17 protein-coding genes are annotated in these 16,414 nt (G+C 65.6%); 5 read left to right on the top strand and 12 right to left on the bottom strand.

What is annotated here, in order from left to right:
- The first annotated feature begins 3 nt into the window (after window positions 1-3).
- Both CK489_RS11880 and CK489_RS11875 read left to right on the top strand, forming a co-directional pair.
- Window positions 4-1,446, top strand: a complete 1,443-nt coding sequence (locus CK489_RS11880; protein ID WP_094194225.1) for a homospermidine synthase — start codon at window positions 4-6, stop codon at window positions 1,444-1,446.
- A 102-nt stretch (window positions 1,447-1,548) separates the two neighbouring features.
- A complete protein-coding gene (locus tag CK489_RS11875; RefSeq protein ID WP_095732456.1) occupies window positions 1,549-3,156 on the top strand; it encodes a lyase family protein in 1,608 nt (535 codons plus the stop codon).
- 43 nt (window positions 3,157-3,199) lie between these two features.
- On the opposite strand, the gene CK489_RS11870 is transcribed toward CK489_RS11875, so the two are convergent.
- The 10 genes from CK489_RS11870 to CK489_RS40675 form a co-directional block, all read right to left on the bottom strand.
- Window positions 3,200-3,940, bottom strand: coding sequence for an acetoacetate decarboxylase (locus CK489_RS11870; protein WP_198960908.1), 741 nt, complete (start codon window positions 3,938-3,940; stop codon window positions 3,200-3,202).
- 118 nt (window positions 3,941-4,058) lie between these two features.
- Window positions 4,059-4,391, bottom strand: a complete 333-nt coding sequence (locus CK489_RS11865) for a hypothetical protein (RefSeq protein WP_095732513.1) — start codon at window positions 4,389-4,391, stop codon at window positions 4,059-4,061.
- Between the two features lie 81 nt (window positions 4,392-4,472).
- On the bottom strand, window positions 4,473-5,189 hold the full coding sequence (locus CK489_RS11860; protein ID WP_095732454.1) for an MgtC/SapB family protein: 717 nt from the start codon (window positions 5,187-5,189) through the stop codon (window positions 4,473-4,475).
- A gap of 51 nt (window positions 5,190-5,240) precedes the next feature.
- Entirely contained in the window at window positions 5,241-6,260 is a 1,020-nt protein-coding gene (locus CK489_RS11855) for a WD40 repeat domain-containing protein (protein ID WP_198960907.1), read from the bottom strand.
- Entirely contained in the window at window positions 6,260-7,321 is a 1,062-nt protein-coding gene (locus tag CK489_RS11850) for a CobW family GTP-binding protein (RefSeq protein WP_095732452.1), read from the bottom strand. Before CK489_RS11850 ends, CK489_RS11855 begins: the two co-directional genes overlap by 1 nt.
- 54 nt (window positions 7,322-7,375) lie before the next feature.
- Window positions 7,376-8,248: a metal ABC transporter substrate-binding protein gene (locus tag CK489_RS11845; RefSeq protein WP_050630662.1), complete on the bottom strand. Its 873-nt coding sequence runs from the start codon at window positions 8,246-8,248 to the stop codon at window positions 7,376-7,378.
- A gap of 2 nt (window positions 8,249-8,250) precedes the next feature.
- Window positions 8,251-9,120, bottom strand: coding sequence for a metal ABC transporter permease (locus CK489_RS11840; protein WP_095732451.1), 870 nt, complete (start codon window positions 9,118-9,120; stop codon window positions 8,251-8,253).
- Window positions 9,121-9,125: 5 nt separating this feature from the next.
- Window positions 9,126-9,881, bottom strand: a complete 756-nt coding sequence (locus CK489_RS11835) for a metal ABC transporter ATP-binding protein (protein WP_095732450.1) — start codon at window positions 9,879-9,881, stop codon at window positions 9,126-9,128.
- 5 nt (window positions 9,882-9,886) lie between these two features.
- On the bottom strand, window positions 9,887-10,081 hold the full coding sequence (locus CK489_RS11830) for a hypothetical protein (RefSeq protein WP_050630597.1): 195 nt from the start codon (window positions 10,079-10,081) through the stop codon (window positions 9,887-9,889).
- Between the two features lie 435 nt (window positions 10,082-10,516).
- Complete coding sequence (locus tag CK489_RS40675) at window positions 10,517-10,825, bottom strand: hypothetical protein (RefSeq protein ID WP_128089634.1); 309 nt, start codon at window positions 10,823-10,825, stop codon at window positions 10,517-10,519.
- Between the two features lie 109 nt (window positions 10,826-10,934).
- Here CK489_RS40675 and CK489_RS11825 point away from each other — a divergent pair, with 109 nt between their 5' ends.
- Window positions 10,935-12,455 (top strand): MFS transporter, encoded by a 1,521-nt coding sequence (locus tag CK489_RS11825; protein ID WP_158226430.1) that lies wholly within the window; start codon window positions 10,935-10,937, stop codon window positions 12,453-12,455.
- A 16-nt stretch (window positions 12,456-12,471) separates the two neighbouring features.
- Here the strand turns inward: CK489_RS11825 and CK489_RS11820 are convergent, their stop codons facing one another.
- Together CK489_RS11820 and CK489_RS11815 are read right to left on the bottom strand one after the other, a co-directional pair.
- Complete coding sequence (locus tag CK489_RS11820) at window positions 12,472-12,726, bottom strand: hypothetical protein (protein ID WP_050630595.1); 255 nt, start codon at window positions 12,724-12,726, stop codon at window positions 12,472-12,474.
- Window position 12,727: 1 nt separating this feature from the next.
- The gene (locus tag CK489_RS11815) at window positions 12,728-13,645 is read right to left on the bottom strand and encodes a LysR family transcriptional regulator (protein WP_095732512.1); all 918 of its coding nucleotides are present in this window, start codon (window positions 13,643-13,645) and stop codon (window positions 12,728-12,730) included.
- Window positions 13,646-13,811: 166 nt separating this feature from the next.
- Here CK489_RS11815 and CK489_RS11810 point away from each other — a divergent pair, with 166 nt between their 5' ends.
- Together CK489_RS11810 and CK489_RS11805 are read left to right on the top strand one after the other, a co-directional pair.
- Complete coding sequence (locus tag CK489_RS11810) at window positions 13,812-15,125, top strand: MFS transporter (protein ID WP_095732448.1); 1,314 nt, start codon at window positions 13,812-13,814, stop codon at window positions 15,123-15,125.
- An 18-nt stretch (window positions 15,126-15,143) separates the two neighbouring features.
- A complete protein-coding gene (locus CK489_RS11805) occupies window positions 15,144-16,217 on the top strand; it encodes a tartrate dehydrogenase (protein WP_050630592.1) in 1,074 nt (357 codons plus the stop codon).
- The last annotated feature ends 197 nt before the right edge of the window (window positions 16,218-16,414 follow it).

Genomic DNA, 16,414 nt, shown 5'->3' with positions numbered 1-16,414 from the left:
ATGATGAGTTCCTCCTCGCAGATCTACGCGAAGATCACCGGCCCGATCGTCATGGTCGGCTTCGGCTCCATCGGCAAAGGCACGCTGCCGATGATCGAGCGGCATCTCGACTACGACAAGTCGCGCATCACCGTGATTGATCCCAAGGACGAGGGCCGCAAGGCCCATTGCGAGAAGCACAACGTCAAGTTCATCCAGAAGGCCGTCACCAAGGACAATTATCGCGAGCTGCTGACCCCGCTGCTCACCGAAGGCGGCGGCCAGGGCTTTTGCGTCAATCTCTCGGTCGATACCGGCTCGACCGACATCATGGAGCTCTGCAACGAGCTCGGCGCGCTCTATATCGACACCGTCAACGAGCCTTGGCTCGGCTTCTATTTCGATGCGTCGAAGGGGCCGGAAGCGCGCTCCAACTACGCGCTTCGCGAAGTGACGCTGGCCGCCAAGAAGGCGCGCCCGGCGGGCTCGACCACGGCCGTCTCCTGCTGCGGCGCCAATCCCGGCATGGTCTCGTTCTTCGTCAAGCAGGCGCTGCTCAATGTCGCCGCCGATCTGAAGCTCAACGCGCCGAGGCCGAAGACCAAGGCCGAATGGGCGGACCTGATGCGGCAGGCCGGCATCAAGGGCATCCACATCGCCGAGCGCGACACCCAGCGCGCCAAGTCGCCGAAAGAGCCCGATGTCTTCGTCAACACCTGGTCGGTGGAAGGCTTCCTGTCGGAAGGCGTGCAGCCGTCCGAGCTCGGCTGGGGTACCCATGAAAAATGGATGCCCGAGAATGCCCATACCCACGAAGCCGGCTGCGGCGCCGCGATCTACCTGATGCAGCCCGGCGCCAACACGCGGGTGCGCACCTGGTGCCCGACCCGCGGCGCGCAGTACGGCTTTCTCGTCACCCACAATGAGTCGATCTCGATCTCCGACTACTTCACGGTGCGGGACGCATCGGGCAAGGCAGTCTACCGGCCGACCTGCCACTATGCCTATCATCCATGCGATGATGCCGTGCTGTCGCTGCATGAGATGTTCGGCCGCGCCGCGAAGATGCAGGAGAAGCACCACATCCTCGATGAAAACGAGATCGTCGACGGCATCGACGAGCTCGGCGTGCTGCTGTTCGGCCATGACAACAACGCCTACTGGTACGGCTCGCAGCTCTCGATCGAGGAGACCCGCGAGCTCGCGCCCTATCAGAACGCGACCGGCCTGCAGGTCACCTCCGCCGTGCTCGGCGGCATGGTGTGGGCGCTGGAAAATCCGAACGAAGGCATCGTCGAGGCCGACGAGATGGATTTCGATCGTCTATTGGAAATCCAGCTGCCGTATCTCGGCCCGGTGAAGGGTTTCTACACCGACTGGACCCCGCTGACGGATCGTCCGGGCCTGTTCCCGGAAGACATCGACACCAGCGATCCCTGGCAGTTCAAGAACATCCTGGTGCGCTGACAAGCGCACCTTTCGCCTCCCACGATTGCCTTTCGGCGTATGGCCTTCGGCCGGCCGCGGTGCTAGCGAACCGGCCGGCCGCAAGCCATCTGGGAGGATCGCATGAAGAAACTTGCCTGCATCGCGGGAGCCGCTGGCCTCCTGATCGCGTCCAGCGCTCTGGCCGCGGACACCGGGCAGTTGCCCTGCAAGACCACGCAGGAGTGCAACGAAAACGCCGCCAAGATCGGCGCCAACGCGCCGAGCGGCGCGCTGCCCTCGACCAGCAAGGCGGACGCCGCCGAGGACCAGTTCTACTGGCTCAACAAGATCAACAAGGCTTCCACCGTCATGCTGGTGGAAGAGAACATCTTCCCGAAGGACGTCGGCCAGCTGATCGCCAAGGGCGTGGACTATACGATCAAGCAGGCCCAGCAGCCGGACGGCAAACGCCCGAGCGACGTGCTCCAGATCGAGAAGATCATGACCGACAAGGTCGGCGAGCAAGCCTCCGTCATCCATGCCGGACGCAGCCGCCAGGATATGTACGCGACCTTCCGCGCCGCCAAGCTGCGCAACCAGACGCTCGATTTTGCCGATGCTTTGCTCGGCTTGCGTGGCAAGCTGCTCGCCAGGGCGGCCGACAATCTCGATGCGCTGATGCCTGGCTATACCAACGGCGTGCAGGCGGTGCCGGTCACCTACGGTCACTACCTGTTGGCCTATGAGGAATCGTTCGAGCGCGACCAGCAGCGCGTCAGCGAGGCCTATCGCCGGCTCAACCTCAGCCCGATGGGAGTCGGCGTGATGTCCGATTCGATCTGGCCGCTGAATCGCGCGCGGCTCGCCCAGCTGCTGGGCTTCGACGGCATCGCCGAGAATTCGATGGATGCCAACCAGGTGATCCCTTTCGACAACCAGCTCGAGGCCACCGCGATCGCCAATTCAGCCGCCATTCGTATCGGCGTGATGATGCAGGACCTGCATACGCAATACGCCGAGGTGCGACCGTGGCTATTGCTGCAGGAGGGCTCGACCTACACCAGCAGCTCGATGCCGCAGAAACGCAATCCAGGCCTGATCATGCAGGCGAGGATCGCCGCTTCGGACGTGGTGGGATTGTCGGGTGCGGTGTCGATCCGCGCGCACAACGTCATGTCGGGCATGGTCGACTCCAAGGCCGAGTTCGAGGATATCGGCCTGTTCCCGCGTGCCATCAAGATGGTCACCGCCACCGACCGGGTGTTCGATGCGATCGTGGTCAACAAGGCGCGCGCCAAGGAGGAGCTGGAGAGCGACTGGACCTCGACGATGAACCTCGCCGAGCTACTGCTCGAAGCGCACAAGATTCCGTTCCGCGTCGGACACGGCTTCGCCTCGCAGATGGTCAGCTACGCACGGCCACTGGACCTCACGCCCAAGACCATTCCGTTCAGCGAAGTGACCGACCTGTTCGCCAAGACGCTCGCCAAGTTCAACATGCCCGCGCAGCCGTTCCCGATGAGCGAAGCCGAATTCAGGGAGGTGATGTCTCCGGAATGGATCGTGACGCACACCAAGGGCGTGGGCGGACCGCAGCCGGCCGAGACCGCGCGCATGCTCAAGCAAGCGCAGCAGCGCCTCGATGCCGACAAGGCCTGGCTTGCCGCGCAGCGCGACAAGCTTGCGAAGGCCGACGCCGCACTCGATCAGAGTTTCGCGGCGCTGTTGCCAAAGGACAACGCGCACTAGCCGCAACACATTGGGGTGCGCCATGGCGCACCCCGTCACCTCGTCATCTCGCCATGTAGTCGAACGCCACCGAGCCGAGGCCGAGCGTCAGATCGGCCTTGTAGTGCAGCGCCGAGACCACCTCGCGCACCGGCAGACGGGCGACGTCGCACAGTGCGTGAGGAAACAGGCCGAGCGCGGCGGGGCCGGTCCATGCCTCCTTCAAGGTGATGTCCTCGAGATGAAACCGCACCAGCTCGCAGATCCGCGGGCTGCCGTCGACATGCGGGATGATCTTGAGAATAAAGTTCGGCGCCGTCATCGATTTCAGCACGGTGTCGTGGTCGACCTTGCGATGCTTGTAGCCCATGGTGGCGGAGGCGCACAGCACCGAGCCATAATGCAGCGAGCCGACCAGGACGTCGCTCTCGACCTCGATCTTCGGCTTTGCCAGTTTCTTCGGAAATCCCCACAGCTCGCGGCCGCCGGCGATCGGGCCCTCGTCGTCGAGATACATCGCGTGGGTGTAGGCGCCCAATTCGCCCTTGTAGCGGACCGGGATCACCTGCCCGGTCTCGGTGTAGTCGCCGAAGCCGGTCGAGTCCGGCATGCGGATGAATTCATACCTCACCACGGGCTCGGCAACCTCGAGCGGTTCCGGCACCACGGCCGCGAGGGCTTCCGGGTCGGTCTTGTAGGTGATGATGAAATATTCGCGGTCGAAGAACCGGTACGGCCCCGGCGGAAACGACGGGTTGGTGAGCGGCATCGAATAGGCGGTGCGCCGGACGTCTTCGATCTTCATGGATAGCCCCATCTGTCGTTGGCAAGACGACGGATTATGGCGGGCGGGGATGACGGAGGCGAGACCGTATAATCGGCAGCGTCAGTCAAATGCGCGTCACATGCGCTGACCGGAGAGCCTATTTCTTCTCGATCGGTGGTGCGGTCTTCTCGGCGGGCGCCGGCGGCAGCACCGGCTTGGCGCCGGCCTTCTGCGCCTCGGCATCGGGACGCGCCGGCTCCGGCGCCGGCGTGGTCGGCCGCTCGCCGCCGGGTTTTGACTCGGCCGGCGGCGCGGTCTTCGGCGGCTCCGGCGTCGGCGATGCCTGTAGCGGCTGGGTCGCCTGCGCCAGCTCTTGCGGCGACGATGCGTTGATTGCGTGCAGCGACAGCACCGCGATCGCGACGCCTGCCGCCACCAGCGTGGAGGCGATCACCACGTCCGCCCGCAACTTGCTTCGATCCGCAGCCATCTCGTTCACCCCGCGTCGTGTCAGCGAGGTCAACGATCCGGCCACCGCATGGTTCCTGGGCGCCGCCTGCGGGGAACCGCCTCAATCCGTGGTGCTGATTTCCCAGGTCGCGTGGCGCACGCCGGGCTGATGCTGCATGTCGACCACCACCGCGTTCAGCTCGTTGGGTTCGACCGCGGTCGAGACCAGCTCCGCCACGATCTCGAGGAAGTCGTCGCCGGCCTCGACCACGTTGACATCGGCGACCGGATAGTTCGCGGCCTCGAGCTTCTCCACGACGGCGTCGCGCACATCAGGTAGCACCTCCGCGGTGACCACGACCTTGAAGTAGTAGGTCGCCTCCAGCGCCTTCTCGTTGAGCGGGATGCGGTTGATGGCGTTGACCAGCGGACGCAGCAGCGTATTGCCGGCGATCACGAACACGGTCAGCGCGGCTGCCTGCGCCACGAGGTCGGCGCCGGCGCAGGAGCCGACCGCGGCGGAAGCCCACAGCGTCGCCGCGGTGTTGAGACCGCGCACGTCCATGCCCTGCTTCATGATGACGCCGGCGCCGAGGAAGCCGATCCCCGACACCACATAGGCGATCACCCGCACCGCGCCGTCGGCGCCCGCCAGATGCATCGCGAGGTCGACGAAGGCGGCCGCGCCGACCGCGACCAGCACGTTGGTGCGCAGGCCCGCGGTGCGCTGCCGGTACTGCCGCTCGGCGCCGATCAGGGTGCCGAGCACGAAGGCTGACGTCAGGCTGACCAGCGTGTCGAGGAAGTCGGCGAGCTGGAATGTCGTGAGGAATCGCATGACGCTGCCGGTACCCAGTTCGCTCGAATACGCCTCGGATGCAGCGATCTCTTACATTTCCAGGATGCCCGCGTCACCATCTTCCGTGCCGAAGGCGAGCAGCGTGCCCTTGGCATTCCAGCCCAGCGCCGACACCGCCGTGCCGGTATTCCGCCGCACCAGGATCTCGGCGCCGTCCTCGAGCCGGACCATCAGCACGGTGCCGTCGGCATAGCCGACCGCCATGATGTCGTTCTTCGGATGGCAGGCGACCACGGCGACCCGCGCCGGCATCGGCGCCAGCATCGCCGGCTCCTTGCCCATCGGCCCGTCCTTGCTGGTGAACGGCCAGACGATCACGGTATCGGCGCCCGAGGTCGCAAGACCCTTGCCGCCGACGCTCCACGACATCGAGCGCACCCGGCCGGGATAGCCGCTCATCCGCATGTGCCGGTTGTCGGCGAGCCGCCAGCCGTGCATCGCGGCCTCGTGCATCGCCGTGACGAGAAACTTGTTGTCCGGGCTGAAGGTGACCGCGAGATGCGAGCCGGCCCATTCCAGGAATTCCGGATTGGCGGCCATGTTGGGAAACCACAAGGTCACGCCGTTGTAATGCGCGATCGCGAGCCGCAGCCCCTTCGGCGCGAACGCCAGCCCGCCGACGGTCGACGGCACCTCGAAGGTCTTCTCCTCGCCCTTGGGATTGCGCACGAAGGCGGTCTTGCCCGCCGACCACGCCACGGTGCCGTCGCCATGCAGCGCGACATTGTCGATCCAGCGCCGCTTGGCGTCGGTTGCGACCGTCGAGGTCTCGCCCTTGGCATCGATCGCGATCAGCTTGCCGTCGTCACCACCGGTGACGAGCCGCTTGCCGTCGGAGGCCGCGCACAGGATGGCGCCGAAATGCGTCTCGGTCCGCGTGATCTCGCCGTCGGCGGTCGCGATCGCGACACTCTCCTCGGCGCCGACGAAGAACGCGCGGTCGCCGAGGAAATGCACGGAGCCAACCGCCGCGCCGAGCGGAAGCGGCTTGACGCGGTCGGTGATCGAAACGATGGAAGAAGGGGCCTCGCCCGGATCGAACTCTTTCATCACGTGGTGATGCACTGCTCGAAGCCGTCGCGGATCGCCTGCTCCGGCAGTTCGCGACCGATGAACACGACGCGGCTCTCGCGCTTCTCGCCGTCCTTCCATTTGCGCTGGTGGTCGCCCTCCAGCATCATGTGGACGCCCTGGAACACATAGCGGTCATCATCGCCGGTGAAGGCGAGGATGCCCTTCGAGCGCAGGATCTTCTGGCCTTCGGTGGCAACGAGGTTCTGCAGCCAGGGCATGAACTTGGTCGGATCGAGCGGCTTCTCCGAGCGCAGCGACAGCGATTGCATGTCCTCGTCGTGATAGTGCTTCAGCCCGCCATGGCCATGGTCGTGATCATGGTGATGGTGGTGATGATCGTGGTCGTGGTGATGATGATCGTGATCATGGTCGTGATCGTCGCCGGCCTCGAGGAAATCCGGTTCGATCTCCAGGATGCGGTCGAGGTCGAACGCGCCGCGCTCCAGCACGTCGGTCAGCCCGACCTGGCAACGCTCGGTGCGGTGCAGTTTTGCGTACGGATTGATGCCGCGGATGCGGGCCTCGACCTCGGCGAGCTCGGGCTTCGAGACCAGATCGGTCTTGTTCAGCACGATCACGTCGGCGAACGCGATCTGGTTCTTGGCTTCCGGCGCATCCTTGAGGCGGTCGCTCAGCCACTTGGCGTCGGCGACGGTCACCACTGCATCGAGCCGGGCGTTCTTCTGCACGTCCTCGTCGACGAAGAAGGTCTGTGCGACCGGCGCCGGATCGGCAAGGCCGGTGGTCTCGACGATGATGGCGTCGAACTTGCCCTTGCGCTTCATCAGGCCGTCCATGATACGGACGAGGTCGCCGCGCACCGTGCAGCAGACGCAGCCATTGTTCATCTCGAACACTTCCTCATCGGCGCCGATGATGAGGTCGTTGTCGATGCCGATCTCGCCGAACTCGTTGACGATGACGGCGTATTTCTTGCCGTGGTTTTCCGACAGGATGCGGTTCAACAGCGTGGTCTTGCCGGCGCCGAGATAGCCCGTCAGCACGGTCACAGGAATTTTTTGCGAAGCTTCAGCCATAACAACTCCGGGAACTTGGGTTCGCGCTCAACCCCGGCAGGGAGGCCCCTGCCCCTACTCGGCGAGCGCGCTGGTCAGGGCCTTTATATTGTGCCTGACCATATCAATGTAAGTGGGTGCCTGGCCCTTTTCGCCCGTCAAACTGTCCGAATACAGGGTGCCGCCGACCCGGGCGCCGGTCTCGGCCGCGATCCGCTCGATCAGGCGCGGATCGCTGATGTTTTCGAGAAAAACTGCCGGAATTTTCGCAACCTTGATCTGGGCGATGATGGCGGCGATGTCGCGCGCGCTGGGCTCGGAATCCGTGGAGACCGAGAGCGGCGAGAAGAACGTGATCCCGTAGGCGTCGGCGAAATAGCCGAATGCACCGTGGGTCGAGATCACCTTGCGCCGCGCCTCCGGTATTTTCGCCACCGCCTCGTGCACGTCGCGGTCGAGCGCCTCCAGCCTGGCCAGATAGGCGTCGGCGTTGGCCTTGAAGGTGGCCGCCCGGTCCGGCGCCACGGCGATCAGCCCGTCGCGAATATTGACCACGTAGATCTTGGCATTGGCGACGGATTGCCAGGCATGCGGATCGTCATGGCCGCCCATTTTCCGTGGCATGATCCCCTTGGTCGCCACCGCGACCGGTGCCTTGCTGCCGGACGCCTGCAGCAGCCGCGGCAGCCAGCCCTCGAAGCCAAGGCCGTTGATCACGAGAAGCTTGGCATCGGCGACTTTCTTGGCGTCCGCCGGCGTCGGCGCATAGACATGTGCGTCGCCATCGGGCCCGACCAGCGCTGCCACGTCGACGTCATTGCCTCCGACATTGCGCACCATGTCGGCGAGGATCGAGAAGCTCGCCACCACATTGATGCGGTCGGCAGCGCGCGCCGTGCCGCTCGCCAGCACCAGCGCCAGACAAATCAGCCCAAACAGACGGCGCATGATCATGCCTCGAGATGGCGACCAGGAAACAGCTGCCGCACCAGGCCGCTGACATTGCCGAACAGCAGCGACACGATATAGAGCCCCGCCGCAACCAGGATGATCGCGGGACCGGAGGGAATCCGGGTCTGATACGACAGCACCAGCCCGGCATAGCCCGACAGCATCCCGCTCGCGACCGCGATGCAGATCATGGTGGTGATGTCGCGCGACCAGAACCGCGCGATGCCCGCGGGCAGGATCATCAACCCGACGCCGAGCAGCGTGCCGAGCGCGTGGAAGCCGTTGACGAGGTTGACCACGACCAGCGCGAGGAAGGCGAGATGCGCCGGCGCGCCGGCCCGACTCACGGTGCGCAGGAACACCGGATCGACGCATTCGATCACCAGCGGCCGATAGATCACCGCGAGCACCAGCAGCGTGAGCGTGGCATTGAACGCGATCACCAGCAGCGTCTGGTCGTCCATCGCGAGGATGTTGCCGAACAGCACGTGCAGCAGGTCGATATTGGTGCCCTTGATCGAGACGATGGTGACACCGAGCGCGAGCGAGACCAGATAGAAGGTCGCGAGCGAGGCGTCTTCCTTCAGCTCGGTGGTGCGGGCGACGAGGCCCGCGAGCAGCGCGACGGTGAAGCCCGCGATCAGGCCGCCGGTCGTCATCGCGAACAGATTGAGCCCTGAGATCAGGAAGCCGATCGCGGCGCCCGGCAGGATCGCATGCGCCATGGCGTCGCCGACCAGGCTCATCCGCCGCAGCATCAGGAATACGCCGATCGGCGCGCCGCCGAGCGACAGCGCGATCACGGCCGCCAGCGCGCGGCGCATGAACTCGAATTCGGTGAAGGGCGAGATCAGTGCGTCGGTCAGCATCGGCGTCAGGCAGCCCTCGAGCGCGGATCGGCGGCGCAGGCCGCGGCACTGTCGTCGAAGGCCTCGCACATCCGCATCGCGACCGTCAGATTGTCAGCCGTCAACGTCTGCGCGGTCGGGCCCCATTCCACCGGGCCGCGCGCCAGGAGCAGCGTTTCCGGGAAGTTATTGCGCACCATGTCGAGGTCGTGCAGCGCCGCCAGCACGGTGCGGCCCTCGCCGTTCCAGCGCTTCACCAGATCAAGCAGATCGGCGGTGGTCTTGGCATCGATGGCGTTGAACGGTTCGTCGAGCACGATCAGGCGGGCGTCCTGCAGCAGCACGCGCGCGAACAGCATGCGCTGCATCTGGCCGCCGGACAGCGTGCCGATCGGCCGGTTCTCGAAGCCGTTGAGGCCGACCGCGGCGAGCGCCGCCAAAATCTTGCCGCGCGAGGCCTTGCCGATACCGCCGAAGAAGCCGGTCGAGCGCCACAGCCCGGTGCCGACGAAATCAAACACCGAGATCGGAAACGTCCGGTCGATGTCGGCGGATTGCGGCAGATAGGCGATGTCGCGGTGCTCAAGCCCGTCGAGATCGATCACGCCCGACAGCGGCTTGAGCACGCCGGCAATGCCGCGCAGCAGCGTCGACTTACCGGCGCCGTTCGGTCCGATCACGGCCAGCAGCGCGCCCGCCTCGACGGTGCCGTTGAGATGGTGCACCGCCGGGTGGCGGTCATAGCCGAGGGTGACGTCGCGGAAGGTGACAAGAGCAGCCACGGGTCTCACCTCATCGCCAGCCAGACCACGGCCCACAGGCCGGCAGAGACCGCGAGGGCGGCGAGCAGCCGGGCCGGCACGGGCATGCGCAGGATCGACCAGTGCGCGGTCTGGGCCGGATGCGCGGCCGGGCCATGGCTGTGCCCATGGGGATGGGCGTGGCCGTGATGGTGGTGGTCGTGGGTGTGCGTATGCGCCATTAGACAGACTGTTATATTATAACATAACGCGAGTCTACCGACAGGGAACTCATGGCCGATCCGCAAAACCGGGGGAGATTTGAGCTGCGTCGGCACCGGATCCACCGGGAGGAACCGCCGGTGGGCCATATACAGCTCTCCGACGTCGTCCTGGCGAAAGCCAGCACCCATAACCACCGCCGTCGGTGATGAGCGGGACAGCGGCCCCAGCGCGGAGCAACAATTCGCAGTTTGGGAAATGGGTCCTGGCTTTCGCCAGGACGACGATGCGGATGGTTCTCGCTGCAAGATGTCAAACACGCGGTGTCATCACACGCGAAAGCGGGTGATCCAGTATTCCAGAGACGACTGTGCTTGAGCCGAGAGGCCGCCGCGTACTGGATCGCCGGCCGAGCCGGGCGATGACACGTGAGGATGAGGATGCAGCTTCGCGTGCTACTGGCACACCGGCGCGGTCAGTTTTGGGTCAGCTGGTCTTGCTGACCAATACGCCCGCTGATTGAGCTCCGCTTCGTTTGTCGCAGGAGCACAGACGTAGCTCGTCTTGCCGACGCAGATGGGCGAGCCAATCGAGTAGATGAGGTTGTCGTAGATGCAATAACTGCCGATCCCGGACGGCAAATCAGTCGGCGGCGTTGTGGAGCCGCCAAGATAGGGTTGCGGTGGGGCGCCCGGCGCCCTGTCTTGGGCCGCGGCCGCATGAAGGGAAATCAAAAGCGTCAGACACGTGACGATGCGGAGCATGATCCCTCCGGTCAAAAAATCCCTGCGAAGCGTCGGGCGACTTCCGGCGCAGGATGCGCAAGGGCAAGGCGCAACTAGCAGGCCAATATGACACTCGCTTTGCAAGTTGGTGCGCCCCGATCGCAAACAGGTTCAGGCAGCCGGCCCTGCTGACACCATGCTGGCAGCAGGACGGGCGTACGGAGACCTCGTGCGGGTGCAACCCCGGGCAGGGATTGGGAGGCAGCGTGACATGCACGATCGCTCGACCGAGGTCGCCCGCGAGCGATCGAATCTGATCACCTTCGTTCTTGGCCTGGGCGCATTCCTGATCCTGTTCGATGTGACCGCGGTCGTGGTCGCGATGCCGGGCATTGCCGGCGATCTCGGATTTGCCGTCGCCGGCTCCGCCTGGGTCATCGACGCCTACAGCCTTGCCTTCACCGGCGCGCTGCTGGCATCAGGCGCGCTTGCGGATCGCTTCGGCCGCCGCCGCGCGATGCTTGGCGGCAACATCGTGTTTCTGCTGGCCTCGATCGGCTGCGGCGCGGCGACGAGCGGTCCGTTGCTGCTCACGGCACGTGCGCTGCAAGGCGTGGGTGCCGCCTTCCTGGGTACAGGCGCGCTCGCGCTGGTCGCCGGCGCATTCCCGCACCAGCATCGGCGGGCGCAAGCCTTCGCCACCATTGGGACGATCTCGGGCGTTGCCATGGCTCTGGGCCCTACGCTGGGTGGATTGCTTGCCGCCTGGTTCGGCTGGCGCTGGATCTTCTATGCCAACATCCCTTTTTGCCTGACGCTGGCCTTCGCTGTGCCTCGGGTCGTCACGGAGACGCGCGAGCCCGGCGGACGCCCGCTCGATCCCTGGGGTATCGCGCTGCTGACACTGTCGCTGGGTCTCGCGATCGACGCGCTGTTGAGGCACGACGCGCCGCCGACCGTCAGGGCGGCCGGCCTGATCGCGAGCGCAGCGGCAGCATTCGCATTCGTCCGGCAGCAGTGGCGCAGCCGCAATCCGGTGCTCGACCCGCGCGTGTTCGCGGCCGCGCCGATGATCGGGGTCGGCGCGTCCTTGACTTCGATTCAGTTCGGCTACTGGGCGGTGTTGGTCTATCTGCCGCTGTTCCTGAGCACGGGCCTGCATGTCAGCATGGAAGTGGCCGGCATGGCCTTGCTCGCGGCGACATTGCCGATGCTGCTGGTCCCGCTGCTGGGTGGCCGCTTCGTCACCCAATGGGGCTGGCGGCGTTTCTTCATGGCCGCCTTCGGCATCATCGCTTCCGGAGATGTGTTGCTGGTGATCGCGGCGTTGTCCGCCGAAACAGCGATGCGCGGCATCGCAACGGTCGCCGGCATGCTGACGATCGGCGTTGGGGCGGCGCTGGCGAACCCGCAACTGGGGAGCGTCGCGCTGGCGCTCGCGCCGCCGGCGCAGGCCGGCATGACCTCCGCGATGACAATGATCGTCCGCCAGGCCGGTTTTGCCATCAGCATCGCCGCGCTGGGGGCGATGCTCGTGACAACGGAGGTGGCATCGGCGTTTGCGGCTCCATTCGTCCTCGCGGCCATTGGCGCGGTCGCCGGCGCGATCGCAGCGGCTGCCCTCTATCCTGCACCGGAAACCGGGGCGTCAGAACGCCGGGAGCGTTAGGGGACCAACCGCCGCGTCAATGCGCCGACGCGGCATTGGTCTTGTCATAGATCACACCGCAAGCGCGATGCCCGTAGCAGGTGCGCAGATGGCATCCTGGATCCAGCGCACAGCCGCCATAGACGATCGCGAAATAGCCGACGATCGCGACCACCGTCGCGCCAAGCAGGGATTTCGTCCAGGCATCCATGGCGGTCTCGTCCGTTCGCAGGTATCCGAGCAGGCCCTGCGAGTCTTTGTGCAGGCGAGACGTCACCAGGTTCGGTTCCACTTCAGGCGTCTCGCGCGTAACTCTTCAGTCGCGCCTCGAGCACCGCGATCACCTGGTCGCGGACCGGATCGCGGGAGCCTTTCAGCCAGGCGGCGGCGAGCGGCAGGCGGCCGGCGGCGCTTCCGCGCTTGAGCCTCAGGGGAACGAAACGCACGCCCGGGATCGCCATCCGCGCGGTCCAGCGCGGCACGATGGCGACCCCGAGCCTTGCCGCGACCATGTTGACGATGGTCTGCTTCTCGTCGGCGATCTCCTGGATGCGCGGCGTCAGCCCGGCCTCGTCGAACAGTTTGGTCGTGAGATCGTGACTATGCGGCCGTGAGCGCCGCTCGGGCACGATCAGGGGCTGATCCGCGATATCGGGCAACACGATCTGCTTGCGCCGCGCCAGCGTATGCTTGTGCGACAGCGCCACCACGGCGGTCTCCTGCAGCAGAGGAAAAAACTCGATGCGGCGGTCGGGCCGCTCCGGCGGGCGCACGAACGCGAGATCGAGCGCACCGGACAATAGCTTCGGCAGCAGCCGGATCGTCTTCTCCTCGAGCAGTTGCACGGCAACGTCGGGATGGATGGCACGGACGTCGCGCAGCAGCGGCGGCAGCAGGCCGGCCGCGGCGCTGTCGATCGCGCCGATCCGGAAGCGCCGCGCCTGCGGCTTGCGCAGCCGGCGGCGAAAGCCATCCTCGATCGCCTCGGCGCGGCCGAGCAGTGCGCGTGCCTCGCGCAGCAACGTTGCGCCGTCCTCGGTCAGCGACACCGCACGCGTGGTGCGCGCGAACAACCGCACCCCGAGGTCCTCTTCCAGCAGCTTGATGTGACGGCCCAGCGCCGACGGCATCATCTGCAGACGTTGCGCGGCGCGGCCGAAATGCAGTTCCTCGGCAGCCGCCACGAAGCAGCGAAGCTGGTGCAGTTCCAAGGCGTGTTCCTGTGCGTTCTCATCCGCCATTCGACGGCTGCGGCGATTATATCATTTTTTTGTATAAACCCACACGGATTGAACCGGAAGGGCGCGGCCTTCTAGGCTTCGCGGTGGTGCGGCGACACGCGCCGTCCCAACAACAAGACAAGCACCGGGGAAGCCCATGGAAAGCCAGCTTGGCACGCGCGTGTTGCGCAAGATCTCACTGCGCATCGTGCCGTTCATCATGCTGCTGTACTTCGTGGCCTTCATCGACCGCGTCAATATCGGCTTCGCTTCGCTGACCATGAACAAGGACATCGGGCTGTCGCCGACGGTCTATGGCTTCGGCGCCGGTATCTTCTTCTGGGGCTACTTCCTGTTCGAGGTGCCCTCCAACATCATCCTGCACAAGGTCGGCGCGCGGATCTGGATCGCGCGGGTGATGATCACCTGGGGTATCGTGTCGGCGGCGATGGCGCTGGTGCAGGGCGCGACCAGCTTCTACGTGCTGCGCTTCCTGCTCGGCGCCGCCGAAGCCGGCTTCTTCCCCGGGATCATCCTCTACCTCTCCTACTGGTTCCCGGCGCGGCAGCGCGCGGCCGTCACCGCGCTGTTCATGGCTGCGGCGCCGCTCTCGACCGTGCTCGGCTCGCCTGTCTCCGGCGCGCTATTGGAGATGGACGGAATGCTCGGCTTCAAGGGCTGGCAATGGCTGTTCGTGCTTGAGGCCGTGCCCGCCGTGCTGCTCGGCTTCGTGGTGCTGGGCTTCCTCACCGACCGGCCGGAGCAGGCGAAATGGCTCGCCGACGACGAGCGCGCCTGGCTGGTCAAGACCATGAAGGCCGAGACTGACGGCAAGGCCGCGACCGCGAGCCACAGCATCTGGCGCGGCCTCGCCGATCCGCGCGTGCTGGCGCTGGCGCTGGTCTATTTCGGCACCTCGGCCGGGCTCTACACGCTCGGTGTGTGGGCGCCGCAGATCATCAAGGCGTTCGGCCTGTCGTCGATCCAGGTCGGCTTCCTCAACGCGGTGCCGGCAACCATCGCCGTGATCGCGATGGTGTTGTGGGCGCGGCATTCCGACCGGACCGGTGAGCGCACCTGGCACGTGGTGCTGGCCTGCCTGATGGCCGCGGCGGGATTGGCGCTTGCCGGATTGTGGACCGGGCTCGTTGCCGTGATCGCCGCGCTGACGCTGGTCAATATCGGCATTTCCTCCTCGAAGCCGCCACTGTGGAGCATGCCGACCATGTTCCTGTCGGGCTCGGCCGCCGCGGCCGGCATCGCCACCATCAACTCGATCGGCAATCTCGGCGGCTTCGTCGGGCCGGCGATGATCGGCTGGATCAAGGAACGCACCGGCAGCTTCGAGGGCGGCCTCTATTTCGTCGCCGGCCTTCTGGTGCTCTCGGCCGTACTCACGCTGCTGCTGTCGCGCGCGCAAGGCGCGCCGGCCGCGGCCGAACCGCAACCCGATCCCATGCGAACCCGCTAACCCATCCGGAGACAACCCATGCGTACCCATTCCATCGCCGCCATCCCTGCCGACGGCATCGGCCCCGAAGTGATCTCGGCGGGCGTCCGCGTTCTGGAGGCACTGGCCAAGCGCTCCGGCGACATCAGCTTCAACGTCAAGACCTTCGACTGGGGCTCGGACTATTACAAGAAGCACGGCGTGATGATGCCGGCCGACGGCCTCGCCGAGCTCAGGAAATTCGACGCGATCTATTTCGGCGCGGTCGGCGCACCCGACGTGCCCGACCACATCACGCTGTGGGGCCTTCGCCTGCCGATCTGCCAGGGCTTTGACCAATACGCCAATGTGCGGCCGACCAAGATCCTGCCCGGCGTCGCCTCGCCGCTGCGCAATGTCGGCGTCGGCGATCTCGATTGGGTGATCGTGCGCGAGAACTCCGAGGGCGAATATGCCGGGATGGGCGGCCGCGCCCACAAGGGCCTGCCGGAAGAGGTCGGCACCGAAGTCGCGGTCTTCACCCGGGTCGGCGTGACGCGGATCATGCGCTATGCGTTCCAGCTCGCGCAGTCGCGGCCGCGCAAATTCCTCACCGTGGTGACCAAGTCGAATGCGCAGCGCCACGGCATGGTGATGTGGGACGAAATCGCGGCCGAAGTGGCGCAAGACTTCCCCGACGTCACCTGGGACAAGATGCTGGTCGATGCCATGACGGTGCGGATGACACTCCATCCGAAGAGCCTCGACACCATCGTCGCGACCAATCTGCACGCCGATATCCTGTCGGATCTCGCCGGCGCCCTCGCCGGCAGCCTCGGCGTCGCGCCGACCGGCAACATCGACCCGCAGCGCCGCTTCCCCTCGATGTTCGAGCCGATCCACGGCTCGGCCTTCGACATCACCGGCAAGGGCATTGCCAACCCGGTCGCGACCTTCTGGACCGGCGCGCAGATGCTGGAGCATCTCGGCGAGAAGGACGCCGCGGCGCGCCTGATGACCGCAGTCGAGAAGGTCTGCGCGGCCGGCGTGCTGACGCCCGACGTCGGCGGCAAGGCGACGACCAAGGAAGTGACGGATGCGGTGATCGACGCGATCCATGGGTCGAATGTGTGAGGGGTCGCGCCTAACTAACCGCGAACTCCGCCTCTCCCGCTTGCGGGGGAGGCCGACGCGCTCGTCAGAGCGCGGCGGGTGGGGGCTTTCTCCCTGTCTTCTATACACATCTGACGCTGCCGGCGAGCGACCTAGTGATGTTCTTGTTGGGTGTCGCCTTCTTATAATAAAAAAGAAGAAATATGCACGCTGGTCGT

This window comes from Bradyrhizobium sp. UFLA03-84, assembly GCF_002289535.1.
GTDB lineage: Bacteria > Pseudomonadota > Alphaproteobacteria > Rhizobiales > Xanthobacteraceae > Bradyrhizobium > Bradyrhizobium viridifuturi.
This window is presented reverse-complemented; position numbering and strand designations above follow the sequence as displayed.